This window comes from Microbacterium sp. NPDC055599 (genome assembly GCF_053618975.1).
The window spans coordinates 19,175-37,206 of sequence record NZ_JBSHIM010000001.1 but is presented as its reverse complement, the minus strand read 5'-3'; the positions used below and the strand labels follow the sequence as shown (position 1 = coordinate 37,206).

16 protein-coding genes are annotated in these 18,032 nt (G+C 71.6%); 6 read left to right on the top strand and 10 right to left on the bottom strand.

The window, feature by feature from the left end:
* Positions 1-78 precede the first annotated feature (78 nt).
* Together ACWGQ1_RS00190 and ACWGQ1_RS00185 are read left to right on the top strand one after the other, a co-directional pair.
* Positions 79-2,721 carry a penicillin acylase family protein gene (locus ACWGQ1_RS00190; RefSeq protein WP_452312223.1) on the top strand — a complete coding sequence of 881 codons (2,643 nt, stop codon included), beginning with the start codon at positions 79-81 and terminating at the stop codon, positions 2,719-2,721.
* Between the two features lie 35 nt (positions 2,722-2,756).
* Positions 2,757-3,518, top strand: coding sequence for an alpha/beta fold hydrolase (locus ACWGQ1_RS00185; protein WP_136033106.1), 762 nt, complete (start codon positions 2,757-2,759; stop codon positions 3,516-3,518).
* A gap of 13 nt (positions 3,519-3,531) precedes the next feature.
* Here ACWGQ1_RS00185 and mnhG read toward each other — a convergent pair whose 3' ends face one another.
* The 6 genes from mnhG to ACWGQ1_RS00155 are packed head-to-tail and all read right to left on the bottom strand — an operon-like array spanning position 3,532 to position 9,877.
* Positions 3,532-3,921 carry a monovalent cation/H(+) antiporter subunit G gene (gene mnhG / locus ACWGQ1_RS00180; protein WP_136036515.1) on the bottom strand — a complete coding sequence of 130 codons (390 nt, stop codon included), beginning with the start codon at positions 3,919-3,921 and terminating at the stop codon, positions 3,532-3,534.
* On the bottom strand, positions 3,918-4,187 hold the full coding sequence (locus ACWGQ1_RS00175; protein ID WP_136033102.1) for a monovalent cation/H+ antiporter complex subunit F: 270 nt from the start codon (positions 4,185-4,187) through the stop codon (positions 3,918-3,920). The genes mnhG and ACWGQ1_RS00175 overlap by 4 nt, the downstream gene beginning before the upstream one ends.
* Positions 4,184-4,777 (bottom strand): Na+/H+ antiporter subunit E, encoded by a 594-nt coding sequence (locus tag ACWGQ1_RS00170; RefSeq protein WP_136033099.1) that lies wholly within the window; start codon positions 4,775-4,777, stop codon positions 4,184-4,186. The genes ACWGQ1_RS00175 and ACWGQ1_RS00170 overlap by 4 nt, the downstream gene beginning before the upstream one ends.
* On the bottom strand, positions 4,774-6,327 hold the full coding sequence (locus ACWGQ1_RS00165; RefSeq protein WP_136033097.1) for a Na+/H+ antiporter subunit D: 1,554 nt from the start codon (positions 6,325-6,327) through the stop codon (positions 4,774-4,776). The genes ACWGQ1_RS00170 and ACWGQ1_RS00165 overlap by 4 nt, the downstream gene beginning before the upstream one ends.
* Positions 6,324-6,905 carry a Na(+)/H(+) antiporter subunit C gene (locus ACWGQ1_RS00160; protein ID WP_136033094.1) on the bottom strand — a complete coding sequence of 194 codons (582 nt, stop codon included), beginning with the start codon at positions 6,903-6,905 and terminating at the stop codon, positions 6,324-6,326. Before ACWGQ1_RS00160 ends, ACWGQ1_RS00165 begins: the two co-directional genes overlap by 4 nt.
* On the bottom strand, positions 6,905-9,877 hold the full coding sequence (locus ACWGQ1_RS00155; RefSeq protein WP_452312222.1) for a Na+/H+ antiporter subunit A: 2,973 nt from the start codon (positions 9,875-9,877) through the stop codon (positions 6,905-6,907). Before ACWGQ1_RS00155 ends, ACWGQ1_RS00160 begins: the two co-directional genes overlap by 1 nt.
* Positions 9,878-9,995: 118 nt before the next feature.
* Here ACWGQ1_RS00155 and ACWGQ1_RS00150 point away from each other — a divergent pair, with 118 nt between their 5' ends.
* Positions 9,996-11,498: a hypothetical protein gene (locus ACWGQ1_RS00150; RefSeq protein ID WP_452312111.1), complete on the top strand. Its 1,503-nt coding sequence runs from the start codon at positions 9,996-9,998 to the stop codon at positions 11,496-11,498.
* Positions 11,499-11,509: 11 nt separating this feature from the next.
* Here ACWGQ1_RS00150 and ACWGQ1_RS00145 read toward each other — a convergent pair whose 3' ends face one another.
* Positions 11,510-12,574, bottom strand: coding sequence for a LacI family DNA-binding transcriptional regulator (locus tag ACWGQ1_RS00145; RefSeq protein WP_378803123.1), 1,065 nt, complete (start codon positions 12,572-12,574; stop codon positions 11,510-11,512).
* 62 nt (positions 12,575-12,636) lie between these two features.
* On the opposite strand from ACWGQ1_RS00145, the gene ACWGQ1_RS00140 reads away from it, so the two are divergent.
* Positions 12,637-13,875 (top strand): MFS transporter, encoded by a 1,239-nt coding sequence (locus ACWGQ1_RS00140; RefSeq protein WP_136036518.1) that lies wholly within the window; start codon positions 12,637-12,639, stop codon positions 13,873-13,875.
* 3 nt (positions 13,876-13,878) lie between these two features.
* Here ACWGQ1_RS00140 and ACWGQ1_RS00135 read toward each other — a convergent pair whose 3' ends face one another.
* Positions 13,879-14,526, bottom strand: a complete 648-nt coding sequence (locus tag ACWGQ1_RS00135; protein WP_240744621.1) for a response regulator — start codon at positions 14,524-14,526, stop codon at positions 13,879-13,881.
* Positions 14,523-15,731 carry a histidine kinase gene (locus tag ACWGQ1_RS00130; protein ID WP_452312110.1) on the bottom strand — a complete coding sequence of 403 codons (1,209 nt, stop codon included), beginning with the start codon at positions 15,729-15,731 and terminating at the stop codon, positions 14,523-14,525. The genes ACWGQ1_RS00135 and ACWGQ1_RS00130 overlap by 4 nt, the downstream gene beginning before the upstream one ends.
* A 115-nt stretch (positions 15,732-15,846) precedes the next feature.
* Between ACWGQ1_RS00130 and ACWGQ1_RS00125 the strand changes: the two genes are divergently transcribed.
* Positions 15,847-16,806 (top strand): GAP family protein, encoded by a 960-nt coding sequence (locus tag ACWGQ1_RS00125; protein WP_452312109.1) that lies wholly within the window; start codon positions 15,847-15,849, stop codon positions 16,804-16,806.
* A gap of 40 nt (positions 16,807-16,846) precedes the next feature.
* Positions 16,847-17,542, top strand: coding sequence for an endonuclease NucS (nucS, locus tag ACWGQ1_RS00120; protein WP_136030957.1), 696 nt, complete (start codon positions 16,847-16,849; stop codon positions 17,540-17,542).
* A gap of 15 nt (positions 17,543-17,557) precedes the next feature.
* Here nucS and ACWGQ1_RS00115 read toward each other — a convergent pair whose 3' ends face one another.
* The gene (locus tag ACWGQ1_RS00115) at positions 17,558-17,881 is read right to left on the bottom strand and encodes a response regulator (protein WP_452312108.1); all 324 of its coding nucleotides are present in this window, start codon (positions 17,879-17,881) and stop codon (positions 17,558-17,560) included.
* Positions 17,882-18,032: the final 151 nt, after the last annotated feature.

Genomic DNA, 18,032 nt, shown 5'->3' with positions numbered 1-18,032 from the left:
AGAGCGCGGCCCTGAAACGCGCACCGGGGCTCGGTGGGACTGAGTCCCAACCGCGACCCGAAAGAGTTCTCGACGATGATGACCGTTTCGCCGGTGTCACCCGCACCCTCCCGCCCGTCGCTCGGTGTCCGCATCGGGCGCATCGCGTTCCTCGTCGTCGCCGCGATCGTGGTGATCGCGGTGGCCGCGGCGTTCTTCGTGACATGGACCATCCAGCGCTCGTTCCCGCAGACCTCGGGCACCCTGCGGCTGGACGGCCTCGCCGCCGAGGTGACCGTGCAGCGCGACGCGAGCGGGATCCCGACCATCACCGCCGACTCCTCGGAAGACCTGTTCTTCGCGCAGGGGTTCGTGCACGCGCAGGACCGCTTCTTCGAGATGGACTTCCGCCGGCACGTGACGTCGGGCCGCGTGGCCGAGCTGTTCGGCGCGTCCCAGGCCGGCACCGATGCGTTCCTGCGCACGCTCGGCTGGCGCACGGTCGCCGAGGCCGAGGTCGAGGCGATGGACGACACGACCCGCGGCTACTACGAGGCGTACGCCGACGGTGTGAACGCCTACCTGTCGTCCCGGTCCGGAGCGGAGCTGTCGCTCGAGTACGCGGTGCTGGGCCTGCAGAACCCCGACTACGAACCGGAGCCGTGGGAGCCGGCCGACTCCGTCGCGTGGCTCAAGGCCATGGCCTGGGACCTCCGCACCAACGTCGAGGATGAGACGGAGCGCGCGCTGCTCGCGGGCGCCCTCGCCGACGGCGGCGACCCGGAGGACACGCACGCCCTGCTCGCGAAGCTGTACCCCTCCTACCCGTTCGACCGGAACCCGGTGATCGTGCCGCAGATCTCCACGGTGGAGCCGCTCGACACCACCGCAGACGCCGCCGCGTTCACCCTGCCGTCGAAGGACGGCGAGGTGCAGCAGGCCGTCACCACGATCGAGTGGCAGGAGACGGCGAACGTGATCGAAGCCGCGAGCGTCCTGGTCGGAGACGCCGGCGAGGGCATCGGCTCCAACTCCTGGGTCGTCTCGGGAGAGCTGACCGCGTCGGGCATGCCGCTGCTGGCGAACGACCCGCACCTCGGCGCCTCCCTGCCCTCGGTCTGGTACCAGGTGCAGCTGAAGTGCTCGACGGTCGACGCCGACTGCCCGTTCGACGTGGGGGGCTTCTCGTTCTCCGGTCTCCCGGGCATCGTGATCGGCCACAACCAGCGCGTCGCATGGGGCTTCACCAACCTCACCACCGACGTGACCGACCTGTACGTCGAGCGCATCGAGGGCGACGCGTACTGGCGCGACGGCGCGCTCGTGCCGCTCGAGGAGACCACCGAGACCATCGCGGTCGCTGGTGGCGACGACATCGAGCTCACGATCCGCTCCACCGTGCACGGCCCCATCATCTCCGGCCTCACCGACGACTTCACCGCGATCGCCGACGCGCCGGACCCCGCGCTCCGGGCCGAGGGCACCGCCCCCGCTCCACCGGGAAGCGACGCCGCCGAATACGCCCTGAGCCTGCGCTGGACGGCCCTCGACCCCGGCACCACCGCGACCGCGATCTTCGCCCTCTCCACCGCGCAGGACTTCGACGACTTCCGCGCCGCCGCCGCCCTGTTCGACGTTCCGGCGCAGAACCTCATCTACGCCGACGTCGACGGCAACATCGGCTACCAGACGCCGGGGCGGCTCCCCATCCGCGGGGCCGGCGACGGCTGGATGCCGCAGCCCGGGTGGGACAGCGGCTACGACTGGACCGGCTACATCCCGTTCGAGGAGCTGCCCGTGGCGTACAACCCCGCGTCCGGCTACATCGTGACCGCGAACAACGCGATCGTCACCGACGACTACGAGTACTTCCTGTCGCGCGACTGGGACCAGGGGTACCGCGCTGCCCGCATCGCCCACCTGATCGAGCGCCGCGCGGCCGCCGCGCCGCTGACCGCGCAGGACCTGCGCGACATCCAGATGGACGGCGAGATGTGGATCGGCAAGCAGCTGGTCAGCGCCATGGGCGACGTCGAGGTGGACGGTACCGGACCGCGGACGGCCGTCGAGCTGCTCCGCACGTGGGACGCGCAGAACGACAAGACCTCCGCGGCCGCCGCGTACGCGAACGTGCTGTGGTCGCGCCTCGTGCAGAACCTCTTCGCCGAGCGCGCCGTGCCCCTGCCCACCGACGGCCAGGGACGGCTGTTCACGGTGGTCGGCGACCTGCTCGAAGACCCGTCCGACCCGCTGTGGCGCAACGACCGCATCGACGTCGACGGCATGCCCCAGATGCTGGCCCGGTCGGCCGAGGAGGCGTACGACGAGCTCGCCGCGCTGCAGGGCACCGACACGACGCGCTGGAACTGGGGCGACCTGCACGCCATCACGCTCCGCAGCGGCACGTTCGGCTCGTCCGGAATCGCCCCGATCGAGGCACTGTTCAACCGCGGACCCTACCCGGTCGGCGGCGGCGCATCGGTGGTGGACGCGACCGGCTGGACCATCGGCGAGTCGTACGCCACCACGACCGTGCCCTCCATGCGGATGGTGGTCGACCTCGACGACCTCGACGCCTCCACGTGGATCCATCTGACGGGTGCCTCCGGTCACGCCTACCACGAGCACTACGTCGACCAGACGGAGGACTGGGCCTCGGGCGTGCAGCGCCCCTGGGCGTTCACACCGGGCGCGGTCGACCGGTCCGCGCGCGACACCCTGATCCTGGCCCCCGCCGGCTGAGAGACCCGCAGAGGTTCCTCGGCTAGCGTGGACCGGTGCCCTCCAGTTATCTCGCCCCGAAGGGGACGACCGCGACGCTGCTGGAGTTCGAGCACGGCGGCGCGACCCTCATCGCGGAGAGCTTCGGCGAGGGGCCGCACACCTACCTGCTGCTGCACGGCATCGGCATGGGCCGCAGCGTGTACCTCGACCTCACCCAGCGGCTGAACGGACGCGTGATCGCGCTCGACCTCCCCGGGTTCGGCGAAGCGCCCGAGCCCACGCGCACCCTCACCATGCAGCGCCACGCCGACCTGGTCGCCGCGTATCTGCGCCACGTCGACGCGGAACCCGTGGTGGTGATCGGGCACTCGATGGGCAGCCAGATCGCGGCCGAGCTCGCCGCCCGGCACCCCGAGCTCGTGGCCGGGGTGGTGCTCGCGGGACCGACGGTCGACAAGGCCGCGCGCAACATCGGGGCCCAGGCGCGCTACCTGCTGCAGGACCTCGTGGGCGAGCGGCCGCTCGTCATCTGGCGCGGCGCGCGCGAGTACCTCCGCGGCGGTCCGCACCTGATCCGCAAGATGCGGGCGACCATCGTGCATCAGCCCGAGAAGGCCTTCCGCCGCATCCACTGCCCCGTGCTCGTGCTGCGCGGGGAAGACGACCCGCTGGCCCCGATGAGCTGGTGTCAGGTCATCCTCGACGCCATCCCCGGCGCGGAGCTCTCCGTGATCCCCGACCACGGGCACGGCACCCTCATCAGCGACTCCGAACCCGCCGCACGCCTGATCGAGGCGTTCGCCGACCGCACCTGACGCGCGGGCGAGGTCAGCCCGCGGCGGGCGGCGTCTGCTTGGACTCGGCGAGCTCGTCCACCACGAGCCCGCGCTGCTCGATCGTGCCGTTGCGATACGCCTGCCGTCCGACCATGTGCGCGGACAGGGGCGCCGTGGCGAACTGCATCAGCACCACCGGGGCGACCAGCACCAGTCCGAAGAGCACGCCGCCGATCGACCGCTGCGACAGCGCGATCGCCACGCAGATCACCAGCAGCCCGAGCACCTGCGGCTTGGTCGCGGCGTGCAACCGCGTCGGCACGTCGCGGAAGTGCAGCAGCCCCACCGCGGCGGAGAGGCACAGCAGCGCACCGATCAGGATCAGCACCAGCACCGCGACGTCGATCACGGCGTCGGGAATCATCAGGCCGAACACGTTCATGGCGTCGTGTTGTCCCTTCTCGCGACGAACCGGGCGACCGCGATCGACCCGAACACGCCGACGGCCGCGATGATCAGCAGCACCGGGATGTTGCGGGTGTGACCGTTGATCGCCATCTCCGCGCCCAGCACGCACATGACCTCGGTGAGCAGCACGTCGGCGGCGACCGCGCGGTCGAGGATCGACGGACCCCGCACGATGCGGATGACGGCGAGGATCGCGGCGACACCGAACACCGCCATGATCACCAGGAGCAGCACGTTCATCGGGCACCCCCCACCCTGGCCGGATCGATGCGACCCGCGCGCTCATCGGCCTTGAGGCGGCGGTACTGCGACGGGTCGCCCAGCGCGCGCACGACCCGCTTCTCCCAGCCGAGCACCCCCTGCCGCTGCTCCTCGACGTCTTCCTTGCTGCGCACGCCGATCACGTGCAGGTAGAGGATGCGCCGGTCACGGTCGGCCTCCACCACGAGCGAACCGGGGATCAGCGACGACACCACCGCGACGTGCGTCATGACGAGGTCGTCCGCGTACCGCAGCGGCACGGCGACGATCGCGGTGCCCGGCTGCCGGCGGAAGTCGAACACCTGCACCGTGACCGACAGGGCGCCGCGCAGCACTGCCCAGAGGAACTGCACGATGAACAGCGCGGCGTACCAGAGGTTCACGCGGCCGGACAGCTCGACCGTCGGCAGCCGGAACACGCGCGTCACGAAGATCGCGACCACGAGCCCGGTCAGGAACGAGAGCACGGTGAACTGCGCCCACAGCAGCATCCACAGCACGATCAGCCAGGCGAGGAACGGCAGCTGCATGCCGATGTCACGCCACAGGCGCCGCGTCTCCGGCCTCATCCCTCCACCTCGTCTTCCAGTTGGACGAGGTTGACCGGCTGCAGCAGGCCAGCCCCGATGCGATCGCACAGAGCGTACAGCGGACCGGCGAAGATCGTCAGGGCCACCGTGACGGTGACCATGCCCGCGGTGGCGACCGTCATGATCTTCGGGATGCGCCTGGTCTCCTGCTGCTCGTCGGCCGCGGGTGCGCCCGTCAGGTAGGAGATGCGTCCCTCGGTCTCGGTGGAGTCCTCCTCCTCGCGCCAGAACGCCAGGTTCCACGCCCGCATGAGCGCGTACAGCGTGAGCAGCGAGGTGATGATGCCGCCGAAGATCAGCACGATCATCAGGGGCGTGCCCACGGAGGCGGCGGCCTCGAACAGCGCGAACTTGCCGATGAACCCGGAGAAGGGGGGCAGGCCGCCGAGGTTGATGGCGGGGATGAAGTACAGCACCGCGATCACGGGCGCGATCTTGAGCAGCCCCTTCACCCGCAGGATCGAGGTGCTTCCCGCCCGACGCTCGATGAGTCCCACGGCGAGGAAGAGGGTGGTCTGCACGACGATGTGGTGCACGATGTAGTACACCGTGGCGCCGATCGCCGCGGGCGTCGCGATCGCCAGGCCGAAGATCATGTAGCCCACGTGGCTCACGAGGGTGAACGACAGGATCCGTTTCAGCTCGGCCTGCGCCACGGCACCCAGCACCCCGACGACCATGGTGGCCAGCGCGATGATGAGCAGCAGCGTGTCGATGCTGTTGGAGGCGAAGAGCTGCGTCTCGGTGCGGATCAGCGCGTACACGCCGACCTTCGTCAGCAGTCCGGCGAACACCGCCGTGACCGGGGCCGGCGCGGTCGGGTAGGAGTCGGGCAGCCAGAAGGAGACGGGGAAGATGGCGGCCTTGATGCCGAAGGCGACCACGAGCATCAGGTGCAGCACGAGCTGCGTGTCCTGCGGCAGCTCCGACATGCGCTCGGCGATCTGCGCCATGTTCACGGTGCCGAGGGCGCCGTAGATCATCGCGATCGAGGCGAGGAACAGGATCGACGACACGAGCGAGACCACGATGTACACCGCACCCGTGCGGATGCGCGACTCGGTGCTGCCCAGCGTGATCAGCACGTACGACGCGACGAGCAGGATCTCGAAGCCGACGTAGAGGTTGAACAGGTCGCCCGCGATGAAGGCGTTGAAGATGCCCGCCGCGAGGATCAGGTAGGAGGGGTTGAAGATCGAGATCGGGGTCTCGTCCGCGCCGTCGGCGACGCCCTGACCGATCGAGAAGAGGAGGACCGCGAGCAGCACGACGCTCGACACGAGCACGAGCAGCGCGGCGAGCCGGTCGACGTAGAGCACGATGCCGAACGGCACCGGCCACCCGCCGACCGAGACCGCGAGCGGGGATCCCGCATCGACCACGACCAGCAGCACCGCGGCGATGACCGAGACGATCGCGAGGGTGGCGACCGTGACGAGCACCTGGAGCCGGGCATTGCGCCCGAACACGAGGGTGACCGCGGCGCCCAGCAGCGGCAGGGCGACCAGGAGCGGGACGAGCGTGGTCATGACCTGCCCTCCCCGTCTGTCGTGTGGTCTGGATCCTCGTCGGCCTCGGGTTCGGGTTCGTCCTCCCGCTGCGCGCTGTACGGCGAGTCGTAGGGGGCGTCGTCGTGGATGTCGGGGTGGTCCCGCATGTGCAGCACCGTGATGGGCGCGGTCTGCACGCCGACGAAGTCGGTGGTCGCCTCGTCGTCGTCGGTCTCCGACTCGTCGTCCATGAGGTCTTCGTCGGCGTCGGTGCGCTCGCGCAGGGCGATGTCGGCCTCGTCGTCCTCGACCGTGTCGGCCTGGCCGAGCTGCCAGGAGCGGTAGATGAGGGCGAGCAGGAACGCCGACACCGCGAAGGTGATCACGATGGCGGTGAGGGTCAGCGCCTGCGGGAGCGGATCGCTGAGGTCGCCGTTCGTGCCGAAGAAGGGGGCGTTGCCCGGCACGCCCATCACGATCAGCAGCAGCAGGTTCGTGGCGTTGCCGAGCAGCAGGAAGCCGATCAGCACCCGGGTCAGGCTGCGCTCGAGCATCGCGTAGACGCCGCACGCGAAGAGCACCGCCATGATCGCGATGAGGGCCAGGGAGACGTCCATCAGCCGTTCCCCCCTGTCCGTGAGGTGAAGTCGATCGCGGTGCTCTGACCGGGGCGGAGCGCGGACTGCCGGTCCACCTCGGCGCCGAGGCTGCGCAGCACGTCGAGCACGAGCCCGATCACCACGAGGTACACACCCACGTCGAAGATCGTGGAGGTGACGAACTCCATGTGACCGATGCCCGGGATCTCCCACTCCCAGAAGGTGCTGGTGAGCGGGGCCATCCCGAAGAACAGCGGCACCACGGCCGTGCCGACCGCGAGGATGAGGCCCGCCCCGAGCAGGCGTCCGGCGTCGGTGGGTGCGGCGGCACCGAGCTCCCAGCGGCCGCCGGCGATGTAGCGCATCACGAGCGCCATGCCCGCGACGAGTCCGCCGGCGAAGCCGCCGCCCGGCAGGTTGTGACCCGCGAACAGCAGGAAGATCGACACCACGATGATGGTGTGGAACAGGATGCGCACGATGACCTCGAGCAGGATCGACCTGTTCTCCGGCTTCATCTTCTGTCCGCCGACCAGCCAGGCGCGCGGGGCGCTGCGGTTCTCGGACGTCTGGAAGCGCACGCCGTCGGTGGTCTCGACGAGCGGACGGCTGCGGGCGGCCTTGCGCACGGAGCGCGGCAGGGTCTTGGTCGCGGCGAGCAGATCGGCGCGGTGGGTCACGAAGACGAGGGAGGCGACACCGGTCGCCGCGAGCACGAGAACCGACAGCTCGCCCATCGTGTCCCAGCCGCGCAGGTCGACCAGGGCCACGTTCACCACGTTCTTGCCGTGGCCGATCTCGTAGGCGATCTGCGGGAAGATCTCCGAGATCGGGTCGGCGACGCGCGACTGGGTGGCCACGATCGCGACGAACGCCATGGTGAGGCCGACGCCGATGCCGAGCAGCGCCCGGGGGATGCGGCTGACCGAGGCGTTGTGCTCGCCCATCCGCGCGGGGAGCCGCCGCAGCACCAGGGCGAACGTGACCATGGTGACCGTCTCGACGAGGATCTGCGTGAGCGCGAGGTCGGGTGCGCCGCTGGTCGCGAAGAGCACGACCATGCCGAGACCCGTGACCGAGGCGAGCACGACGCCGGTGTACCGCTTCCTGGCGCGCACCGCCACCACGCCCGCGACGGCCATGATCGGCGCGACCGCGAGCTGTGCCGGGGTGTGCCAGAGCGACAGCTGGTAGCGGTCGATGTCGCTCGCGATGAGCGCGGTGACCTCGGCCGCGACGAACACCACGAAGATCGTGCCGACGTAGACGGGCAGCGAGCCGCGCTGCGTGAGGGTGGTGCTGAGCACGGACAGCCGGTCGATGCCGCGCATCACGAGGTAGTAGGCGTCGGCGGCGGTGAAGGGCAGCAGGCGCGGGCGACGGTCCCAGCCGCTGCGTCGCGTGAGCAGGAACAGCCCGATCCCCAGCAGGACCGTGAGGATCGAGATCCCGAGCGCTGGTTCGAACCCGTGCCAGAGCGCGAGGTGACCGGGGCCTTCGACGGCGGCGCCCTCGTGGTCGAGGCCGGGGTTCGCGGTGAGCGCGTAGGGCTGCAGGGCGATGTCGAGCGCGGGGGCGCCGATGCCCGCCGCGAGGGTGACCCCGGCGAGGATGATCGGCGCGGAGAGGAAGCCGACGGGCGGGTCGGGCCACGCGGTGTCGGGCAGCCGGTCGCCGCGGTCGTCGCGTTTGGTCCAGAACGCTCCCCACAGGAAGCGCACGCCATATGCCGCGGTGAGCATGGAACCGAGGACGACCCCGATCAGCGCCACGAGTCCCCAGATCGAGCCGCCTTGCGCGTCATCCAGGAGCGCCGTGAGCGTGGACTCCTTGGCGACGAAGCCGATGGTGGGCGCGATGCCCGCCATCGACGCGACCGAGATGAAGGCCGCGGTCGCCATGACCGGCGCCTGCCGTCCGACCCCGGAGAGCTCGGTGATGTCACGCGTGGAGAGCTGCCGGTCGATCACGCCGACGATCAGGAACAGCGCCGACTTGAACAGGGCGTGCCCGATCACGAGCGCGAGTCCGGCGAGGGCGGCGGCCTGCGTGCCGTAGCCGACCACGACGGCGAAGAACCCCAGCTGGCTGACGGTGCCGAAGGCGAGCACGCGCTTGAGGTCGGTCTCGCGCAGCGCCTGGATCCCGCCGAGCAGCATGGTGAGGATGCCGAGGCTGATGATGATCGGTCGCCAGGTGGCGCTCAGCGCGAAGATCGGGGCGAAGCGCGCGATGAGGTAGATGCCGGCCTTCACCATCGCGGCGGCGTGCAGGTAGGCGCTGACCGGCGTGGGGGCGGCCATCGCACCGGGGAGCCAGAAGTGGAACGGGAACAGCGCCGACTTGCTGATGGCGCCGATCAGCAGCATCACGATGGCGGCGTCGACCAGGGGCCCGGTGGGGGCGAGCGCGAGGATCTCGCGGATGCTCGACGTGCCGGCGTCTACGACGAGCAGCACGACGCCGACGAACATCACCAGGCCGCCGAGGGTCGTCACCAGCAGAGCCTGGAGCGCGGCTCGACGGCTGGCGGCGCGGCGGCGGTAGTGCCCGATCAGGAGGTACGAGAGGATGCTCGTCACCTCCCAGAACATCACGAGCATCACCAGATCGTCGGTGAGCACGAGGCCGTACATCGCGCCGGCGAAGCCGAGCAGCACCCCGGCGAACTGGCCGATGCCGGCCGCGTCGTCGTGGAAGTACCAGCGGCAGTAGAGCAGCACGAGCGCGCCGACGCCGGTCACGATCAGGGTGAGGACCCACCCGAGCACGTCCATGTTCATGGAGAGCGAGAGCCCGAGCTGCGGGATCCACGGCACGGACTCGAACGGCACGGGGCCGTCGAGCACCTGCGGCGTGAGCACCAGCGCGTGCACGAACGCGGCGGCGGGGACGAGCGCGGCGACGGCGAAAGCCTGTGCTCCCAGCCAGCGCACCAGAACGGGCAACAGCAGCGACCCGAGGAGGAACACGGCGAGGAGCATCAGCATATACGCGGCTCCTCGGGGCTCGTCGGCCTTGCGGCTCAGGCGGGCGGTGTCCGTCCAGTTTACCGGGATGATGGGGCCGGGCGGTTCGCGGGTCTGCGCGACGTGCCAGAGTGTTCGCATGCACGGGGGCGCACGGAGGGAGCTGGCGGGGTGGCTCACGGCCCTCGCGATCGCCCTCGTCGCGGCGGGTCAGCTCGCCGCATCGCCCCGCTCCTCGCTGCTCTTCCGTGACGGGGATTCCCTGGTCGTGGGACTGATCTCGCGCGCGATCCTCGACGGCGGCGGGGTCGGCGAGTGGGCGCTGTCGAGCGTGCTGTTCCTTCCGGAGTCCGCCGTGCACGTCGCCCTCGGCGCGCTGCTGCCGCTCGACGTCGATGGCCTGCTCGCGGTGAACGCGGTGGTCAACCTGCTCGGGTTCTACGGCGTGGCGCGGCTCGTCGCCGGTCGTCGCCGCGCGGGTGCCGCCCCGGTCGCGTGGTCGCTCGCGGCGCTCGGGGTGTTCGCGCTTCTCGTGTTCACCGAGGCGTCGCCGTCGCGCGATGCCCTCGAGCTCGCGTCGCTCTCGCTCACGACCACCTACTACGCCGCGACCACGATCGGAGCGGTCGCCGCGGTCGGTCTGGCCCGCCGCTTCCTCGACCGCCCGGGCGGCGGGGTCGTGCTGCTCTGGGCCCTCGGCGCGACGGCCGCGGTGTCCACGCTGACCAATCCGCTGTTCGCGGCCTGGGCCACGGTGCCGCTGCTGGCCGTGCTGGTCGTGCTCGGGTTCTCCGTCCGGAGCCGGCGGCCCGCGCTGCTGCTCGGCGCGGCCCTGCTCGGCGGCACGCTGCTCGGCTTCCTCTGTCGCATTCCGTTCTCGGCATGGATCGCGAACACGGGCGCCGGCTACGTGCAGCCGTGGCGGTGGCGGGAGTCCCTCGAGCTGTACGCCGGGCTGTTCGCGGGCCGGCTCTCGACGCCGCCGGGGGTGCTCGCGCTGGTCGTGGTCGCCGCCCTCCTCGCCCTCGCGGTGATGCGCATGCGGCGGGCATCGGCGCCCGGCGCGCGGCTCGTCGCCGCGGTCGCGTGGGTTGCTCCCGCCCTGGTGCTGCTCGGGGCGGTGGCGCTCGGCACCCAGGCCGCGCGATACCTCCAGCCGCTGGCGTTCGCGCCGGTCCTGGCCCTGGTCGCCGATCCGCGCGCCGTGCTGCCGTCGTCCCGGCTCGTGCGCGGTGCGGTCGCGGCGCTGGGTGCCCTGCTGCTCCTCGCCGCCGGACTGAGCGTGCCGCGACTGGCGGCCGCCGCGCAGGCACCCGACGCCGACCTGACCTGCGTCACCGACTGGGTCGACGCATCGGGACGCACGGGTGCCGGGCAGTTCTGGACCGTGCGGCTGCCCAAGCTGCACCTCGACGACCTGTCACGCCTGGTGCAGGTCGACCACGCGCTGAACGGCTACGCCTGGCTGGTCGACCGGCGGGACTTCACGGTGGGGGAGGTGTCGTTCCTGGTGGAGGACGCGCAGACCGTGCCGTGGCAGCTGCCCGCCGGGGTCGAACCGGTGGCGACGATCGAGTGCGGGCGGTACCGCATCCTGGACTTCGGCGAGACGGCGCTGCGCCTCGGTCCCGCGCATTCCTGAGGGCAGGCGGCTCAGCGCGCGGGGGGCGGCGCGGTCGTGGTGCCCGCGCGGAAGCGGCACGAGAGGTCCTGCGTCTCGCCCGGCTCCCCGCGGAGCATGCGCGCCACCTGCTCCCCCGCCGCGCGACCCTTCTCGACCGCGGGCTGCACGCTCGTGGTGAGCGTGAGGTCGCCCAGGCCGTCCAGCGCGATGCCGTCGAACCCCGCCACCGACAGGTCCTCCGGCACGCGCAGCCCGAGCTCCTCCGCCGCGCGGATCACGCCGACCGCGAGCAGGTCGCTCTGCGCGAGCACGGCCGTCGGACGCTTCTCCGGGTCGGACAGCAGCATGCGGCCCACCAGGATGCCCTCGTCGATCAGGCTGCCCGACGCGGAGATCGCCGGGGCGTCGGGGAAGATCTCGCGCATTCCCCGGAGCCGGTCGACCGTGACGTCGACGGTCGCGGTGGCGAGTCGCTCCGGCGTGATGAGGGTGCGCTCGCGGTCGGCGTCGAGCGCGAGCGTGACCAGTGCGACGTCGCGGTGCCCGAGTTCGCGGACGTGCCGGGCGACGTCGGCGGAGGCGGCCACGTTGTCGAGCGTGATGCGCGGCACGTCGAGCCCGGCGTCGCCCTCGATCACGACCACGGGGAGGCCGCGCCCCCGCACGATCTCGAGTGAGGCCCGCGTGCGCCCGGAGCACCCGATCAGCACGACCGCGTCGACCGGGGCGCTCGCGATCGCGGACCCGTCCTCGCCCGGCTCGTCGCGCATCAGCAGGATCCCGGCGCTGAGGTCGGCGAGTCCATCGGTGAGGCCGTCCATCATCGCGGTCGTCACCGGGTCGAGGAACGCGGCCCGCAGGTGGCCCTCCAGCACGACCGCGACGATGCCGCTGCGGCCGCGACGGAGCGAGGCGGCGCGGGGGTCGGGTCCGGTGTAGCCGAGCTCGGTCGCCGCGGCGAGAACGCGGTCGCGCGTGGCGGGGGCGACCTTGGCCTTGCCGCTGAAGACCACGGACGCGGTGGAGGTCGCGACCCCCGCCTCGCGCGCGACATCCGCGATCGTAGGTCGGCGCGGGGTCTCCCTGCTGCTCATACTCCGAGGATAGCCGGGATCTGCACTCCGGCGTCGAATCGATTCGATATAGGCTGTGGGTCATGGACACCGCCCTCACCCGCTCGCAGTTCGTGCGCTGGCGTACCGCGATCTTCGCCATCTTCCTGGCCAGCGGCCTCTCGATCGCGACCTGGGCATCGCGCGTGCCGGGTATCAAGGAGGCCCTCGGTCTCGACAACGCGCAGGTCGGACTGATCCTGCTCGGCATGGGCATCGCCTCCATCCTCGGCATCTCCACGAGCCCCGCGGTCATGGCGCGTACGGGTGCGCGTCGCGGCATGCTCCTGTCGATGCTCACGTTCGCCGCCGGCATCGCGCTCGTCGGACTCGGAGCCACCGTGTTCGCCTCGGTCCCCCTGGTGCTGGTCGGCATGGTGCTGTTCGGCTTCGGCAACGGCTGCGTCGACGTGATGATGAATGTCGAGGCCACCGCGATCGAACAGCAGATGGGCCGCACGATCCTCCCCGTCTTCCACGCGTTCTTCAGCTTCGGCACCGTCCTGGGCGCCGGTATCGGTGCGCTCGCGGCGCACCTTCGCATCGACGTCGGCACGCACGCGATCTCCGTCGGGGTCTTGATCGCCGTGATCGCGGTGATCTGCTTCTTCCAGGTGCCGGTGCGAGAGGCGGCCCTCGACCCGGAGGAGCACGAGAAGCCGCCGTTCCGCCAGCGCCTGCACACCGCGCTGGAGGCGTGGCGCGAACCGCGCACCTACCTGCTCGGCACCGTCATGCTCGGCATGTCGTTCGCCGAGGGCGGCGCGAACGACTGGATCGCCCTCGGCACCGAGCAGGGCCACGGTCTCGCCGAGGGTTCCGGTGCCGTCGCCCTCGCCGTGTTCTCGACCGGCATGACCGTCGTGCGCCTGTTCGGCGGCCCCCTGGTCGACCGCTTCGGCCGGGTGCTGGTGCTGCGCATCCTCGCCGCGACGGCCGCCAGCGGCATCCTGCTGTTCATCCTCGCGCCGACGCTGCCGCTCGTGCTGCTCGGCGCCGCGCTCTGGGGTGTCGGCGCCTCGCTCGGGTTCCCGCTCGGCATGTCGGCCGCGGCCGACGACCCGGCCAAGGCCGCCGCCCGCGTGAGCGCCGCAGCCACGATCGGCTACGTCGCGTTCCTCGGCGGCCCGCCCGTGCTCGGCGTGATCAGCGAGCACATCGGCCTGCTCAACACGCTGTTCATCCTGGTCGCGCTGGTCGTGGTCTCCGGGCTGTTCTCCGGGGCAGCCCGCCCGTTGCGCGACGACGAGAAGACCCCCGCCACGACCGCCGCCCGGAGCTGAGGCTCAGCCGCCGCGCGCCCGGACGAGTGCCGCCGCGTGCGAGCGGCTGCGCGCGCCCAGCTTCGCGAGCACGTTCGACACGTGCGTCTTCACCGTGGGCACCGAGATGCGCAGCCGGGCGGCGAGCTGCGCGTTCGACCAGCCCTGCAGGATCCCGTCGAGCACCTCCTGCTCCCGCGCGGTGAGCTCGCCCAGGGCGGGGGTGGCGGCGGCGGGCGGACCGTCGACCGCGGACTCCGCCACCGCGGCGAGCGCACGCCTGGTCACGCGCGGGTCGAGGGCGCCCTCGCCCGCCGCGACCCCGCGCACCGCCTGCACCAGCGTCGGCGCATCCACGGTCTTGAGCAGGAACCCCACGGCCCCGGCGCGGATCGCCGCGAGCACGAGCTCGTCCTCGTCGAAGCTGGTGAGCACCAGCACGTCCGCCAGACCCCGGTCGACGATCTCCCTCGTGGCCGAGACGCCGTCGCGCCCCGGCATGCGCAGATCCATCAGCACCACGTCGGGGCGCAGGGCGGCGGCGTTGCGCACGGCCACCTCGCCATCGGCCGCTTCGCCCGCCACCACGATGTCGTGCGTCTCGAGCATGATGCGCAGTCCCGCACGGATCGCGCCGTGGTCGTCCGCCAGCAGCACCGTCGGGGCGCTCACGACCGCGCTCCCGCCGGCAGCCGCGCCTCCACGGTCCAGCCGTCGCCGTCGGGCCCCGCCTGGAACGCGCCCCCCAGCGCCGCCACCCGCTCCCGCAGCATCTGCAACCCCCACCCCTCGCTGTCGTGTCGCATCGGGGCGACCGCTACCGTCCCGCCGAGCGACCGCACCCGCACCAGCGCCTCGTCACCGGAGCGTGCGATCCGCACCTCGACCTGCGCACCCCGCGCGTGCCGCACGCAGTTGCCGAGCGCCTCCCGCACCACCCGCACGACCGCCTGCTCGCCGCCCCCGCCGAGATCGCCGAGATCGCCGAGATCCGCCGCGTCGAGGCGGACCGCCAGCCCCGACCGCTGCGCCTCCTGCACGATGCCGTCGAGGTCGGCCCAGCTCGGCGTGGGCATGAGCGGGCCGCCGCCGCGGCGCAGCACCGAGATCATCGACCGCAACGCACCGTGCGCGTCGAGGCCCGCGTCGCGCACGGCCCGCAGCGCCGCCCGGTCGTCGGAGCGGTCCGGACGCGTCGCGAGCGCCGCCTCGGCCCGGATCGCCATCGCCAGCACGTGCCCGGCCACCACGTCGTGCAGCTCGCGCGCCATGGCCTCCCGCTCCCGCTGCACGGCCTCGGTGCGGTCGCGTTCCGCGGCGGCGGCGGCGTCCTCGGCGCGTTGACGGTGCAGCTCCGCCAGCTCGTGCGCCTGCGAGACCGCGACCGCCCACCAGTAGTCGGTTCCGAAGATGGCCCCGAACTGCACGCCGAACAGCACGGCCACCGGCACGTCGACGTCGGCGAACAGCAGTGCGGCGAAGAACAGCGCCGCGGTCGCCGTGCCCAGAGAGATCAGGAGTACGCGGCGGCCACGCGGTCCGGCGCGGAACGCCGCCATCCACAGCACGTCCAGCAGCACGACCAGGGTGCCGACGCCCCCCACGGTGAGCAGATCGGCGAGGAACAGCACCGCCACCAGCACCAGCACCGTCCACGGCCGTCGTGCCTTGCCGAGCGAGAGCACGCACGCCGGAACCGCGAGTACCAGCGCCCACCACGGCGACACGTCGTCCGACAGCAGCGAGAACGGGCCCCAGAGCCCGTGGAAGCCGAAGGCGGCCATGACCACGGAGAGCACCAGTGCACCGAGCGGATCCGCCCACCAGCGGTGGCGCCGATACCAGGCGCCGAGACCGCCCTCGCCCGGTTCGTGCATGACCTCATGCAACCACGGTGACCGCGGGGTCGCATCCGACGAAGGGATGAGGGTCGTGCGGCAGACGGTACTTTCGCCCGATCCGCCCGGCCGCGCCGGCCGCGACGGTGGAGGCATGGAACTCTTCGGCGGACTCCCCCTCCCCCTGTCGCTCGCGGTGCTGGCGCTCATCGACGGGCTCAGCGTGGGCACCCTGCTGATCCCCGTCTTCCTGCTGCTGCACCCGGGGCGCGTGCGAGCCGGTCGCATCGTGCTGTATCTGGTGACGATCGCGGGGTTTTACCTGGCGGTCGGGCTCCTGTTCCTGTGGGGACTGGTGAACCTGGCGGACGTCGCCTCCGACTTCCTCGCGTCCCCGGCGGGGATGATCACGCGGCTGCTGGTGGGCGTCGCGCTGCTGATCACCGCGTTCGCGATGCCCACCTCGAAGCCCGCAGCGGTCGGCGATGGGGAGCGGCAGCCGCCGCGGGTGTCGCCGTGGACCGGGAGGCCGTCCGCCTCCGGTCGCGCCTCCGCGGCGACACCCGACCCGGCCCCGCTGTTTCGAGCGGCCGCCTCCGACCCGGAGCCCGAACCGCGATGGACCGGCGCGTCGTCCGATTCGCCCGTCGCCGCCACGGGCTCCGCTCTCGAACGCCCCGAGTCCGCGACCACGGGGCACGCACCCCCACGCCCTGGCCGGCTCCTGCGGTGGCGCGAACGCCTGCTCGACCCGAACACGCGAGGGTTCGCGGTGATGGCGGTCGCGATCGCCGCGGGGCTCGTCGAGGTCGCCACGATGCTCCCCTACCTCGTGGCCATGGCGATGCTCGCCGACGCGGGTGTCGACACCCCGTTCCGCGTGCTCGCGCTGGTCGGCTATTGCGCGCTCATGATCGCGCCCGCCCTCGTCCTCCTGGTGCTGCGGCTCGTGGCGGCGCCGCTCGTGCAGCGCCCGCTGGAGCGCTTCGCGGCGTGGATGGAGCGCACGGGCGCCGAGAACACGGCATGGATCATCGGCATCATCGGGTTCCTGATCGCGCGGTCGGCCGCCACCGAGCTCGGGCTGTTCGACGCGCTCGGCTCGATCCTCTGAGCCGGTCGGCGCAGCGTCGGCGACGAAGTAGGCTCGTCGGGTGCGTCTCGTCATCGCCCGCTGCTCGGTGGACTACTCCGGCCGGCTCAACGCCCATCTCCCGCTCGCCACGCGCCTGCTCGTGCACAAGGGCGACGGGAGCCTGCTCGTGCACTCCGACGGGGGCAGCTACAAGCCCCTCAACTGGATGAGCCCGCCCTGCTCCCTCGCCACGGAGGTCCCGGGCGAGGAGGAGGCGACCGCCGGCGTCGTCGAGGTGTGGCGCGTCACGCACAAGAAGACGGGCGATGCGCTGCGCGTGCAGATCTACGAGATCATCCACGACTCGCAGCACGAACTGGGCATCGACCCCGGGCTGCAGAAGGACGGCGTCGAGGCCGACCTGCAGCGCCTGCTGGCCGAGCAGGTCGAGCTCATCGCCGAGGGCGCGACCCTGGTGCGCCGGGAGTATCCGACCGCCATCGGTCCGGTCGACCTGCTGGTGCGTGACGCGGAGGGCGCTGCGATCGCCGTGGAGGTCAAGCGCCGGGGCGACATCGACGGCGTGGAGCAGCTGACGCGCTACCTGGAGCTGCTGGGCCGCGACCCCCACCTCTCCCCCGTGCAGGGCGTCTTCGCCGCGCAGGAGATCAAGCCGCAAGCCCGCGTGCTCGCCGAAGACCGCGGCATCCGCTGCCTGGTGCTCGACTACGACGACATGAAGGGCATCGAGTCGGGCATCCCCCGACTGTTCTGACGCCGCTCGCCGCGGTCAGCGCACGGAGATCAGCCGTCGCGGTGGCCCTTCCAGCCGGGCGACCGCGATCCTGACCTCGGTCACCTCGTGCTCGATCCCCGTCAGCCGTTCCTCCAGGGCCCCGAAGCGCGCGTCCATGCCGGAGAATCGCTCCTCCACCATCGCGAACCGCGCATCCGACGCCGCGAACCGCGCATCCATCCGCTCTTCCATGCCCGAGAATCGCCCCTCGACCATCGCGAACCGCTCATCCATCCGCGCATCCGATGCCGCAAACCGCGAATCCATCCGCGTGACGAGCCAGCCGAAGCCGCTTGCCATCGCGACGATGATCGTCACCGTCGACCCCAGGATGGTGATCACTTCCATCGACACGAACATCTCCCCAGTCTCACTCGCGTTCCCGCCGCTGTCACGACCCTACGGTGCAGCATTCCGCCGTTCGCGCCGCGGCCACGCGATCCGGGGAGCACGCGTGAGACTGCACACC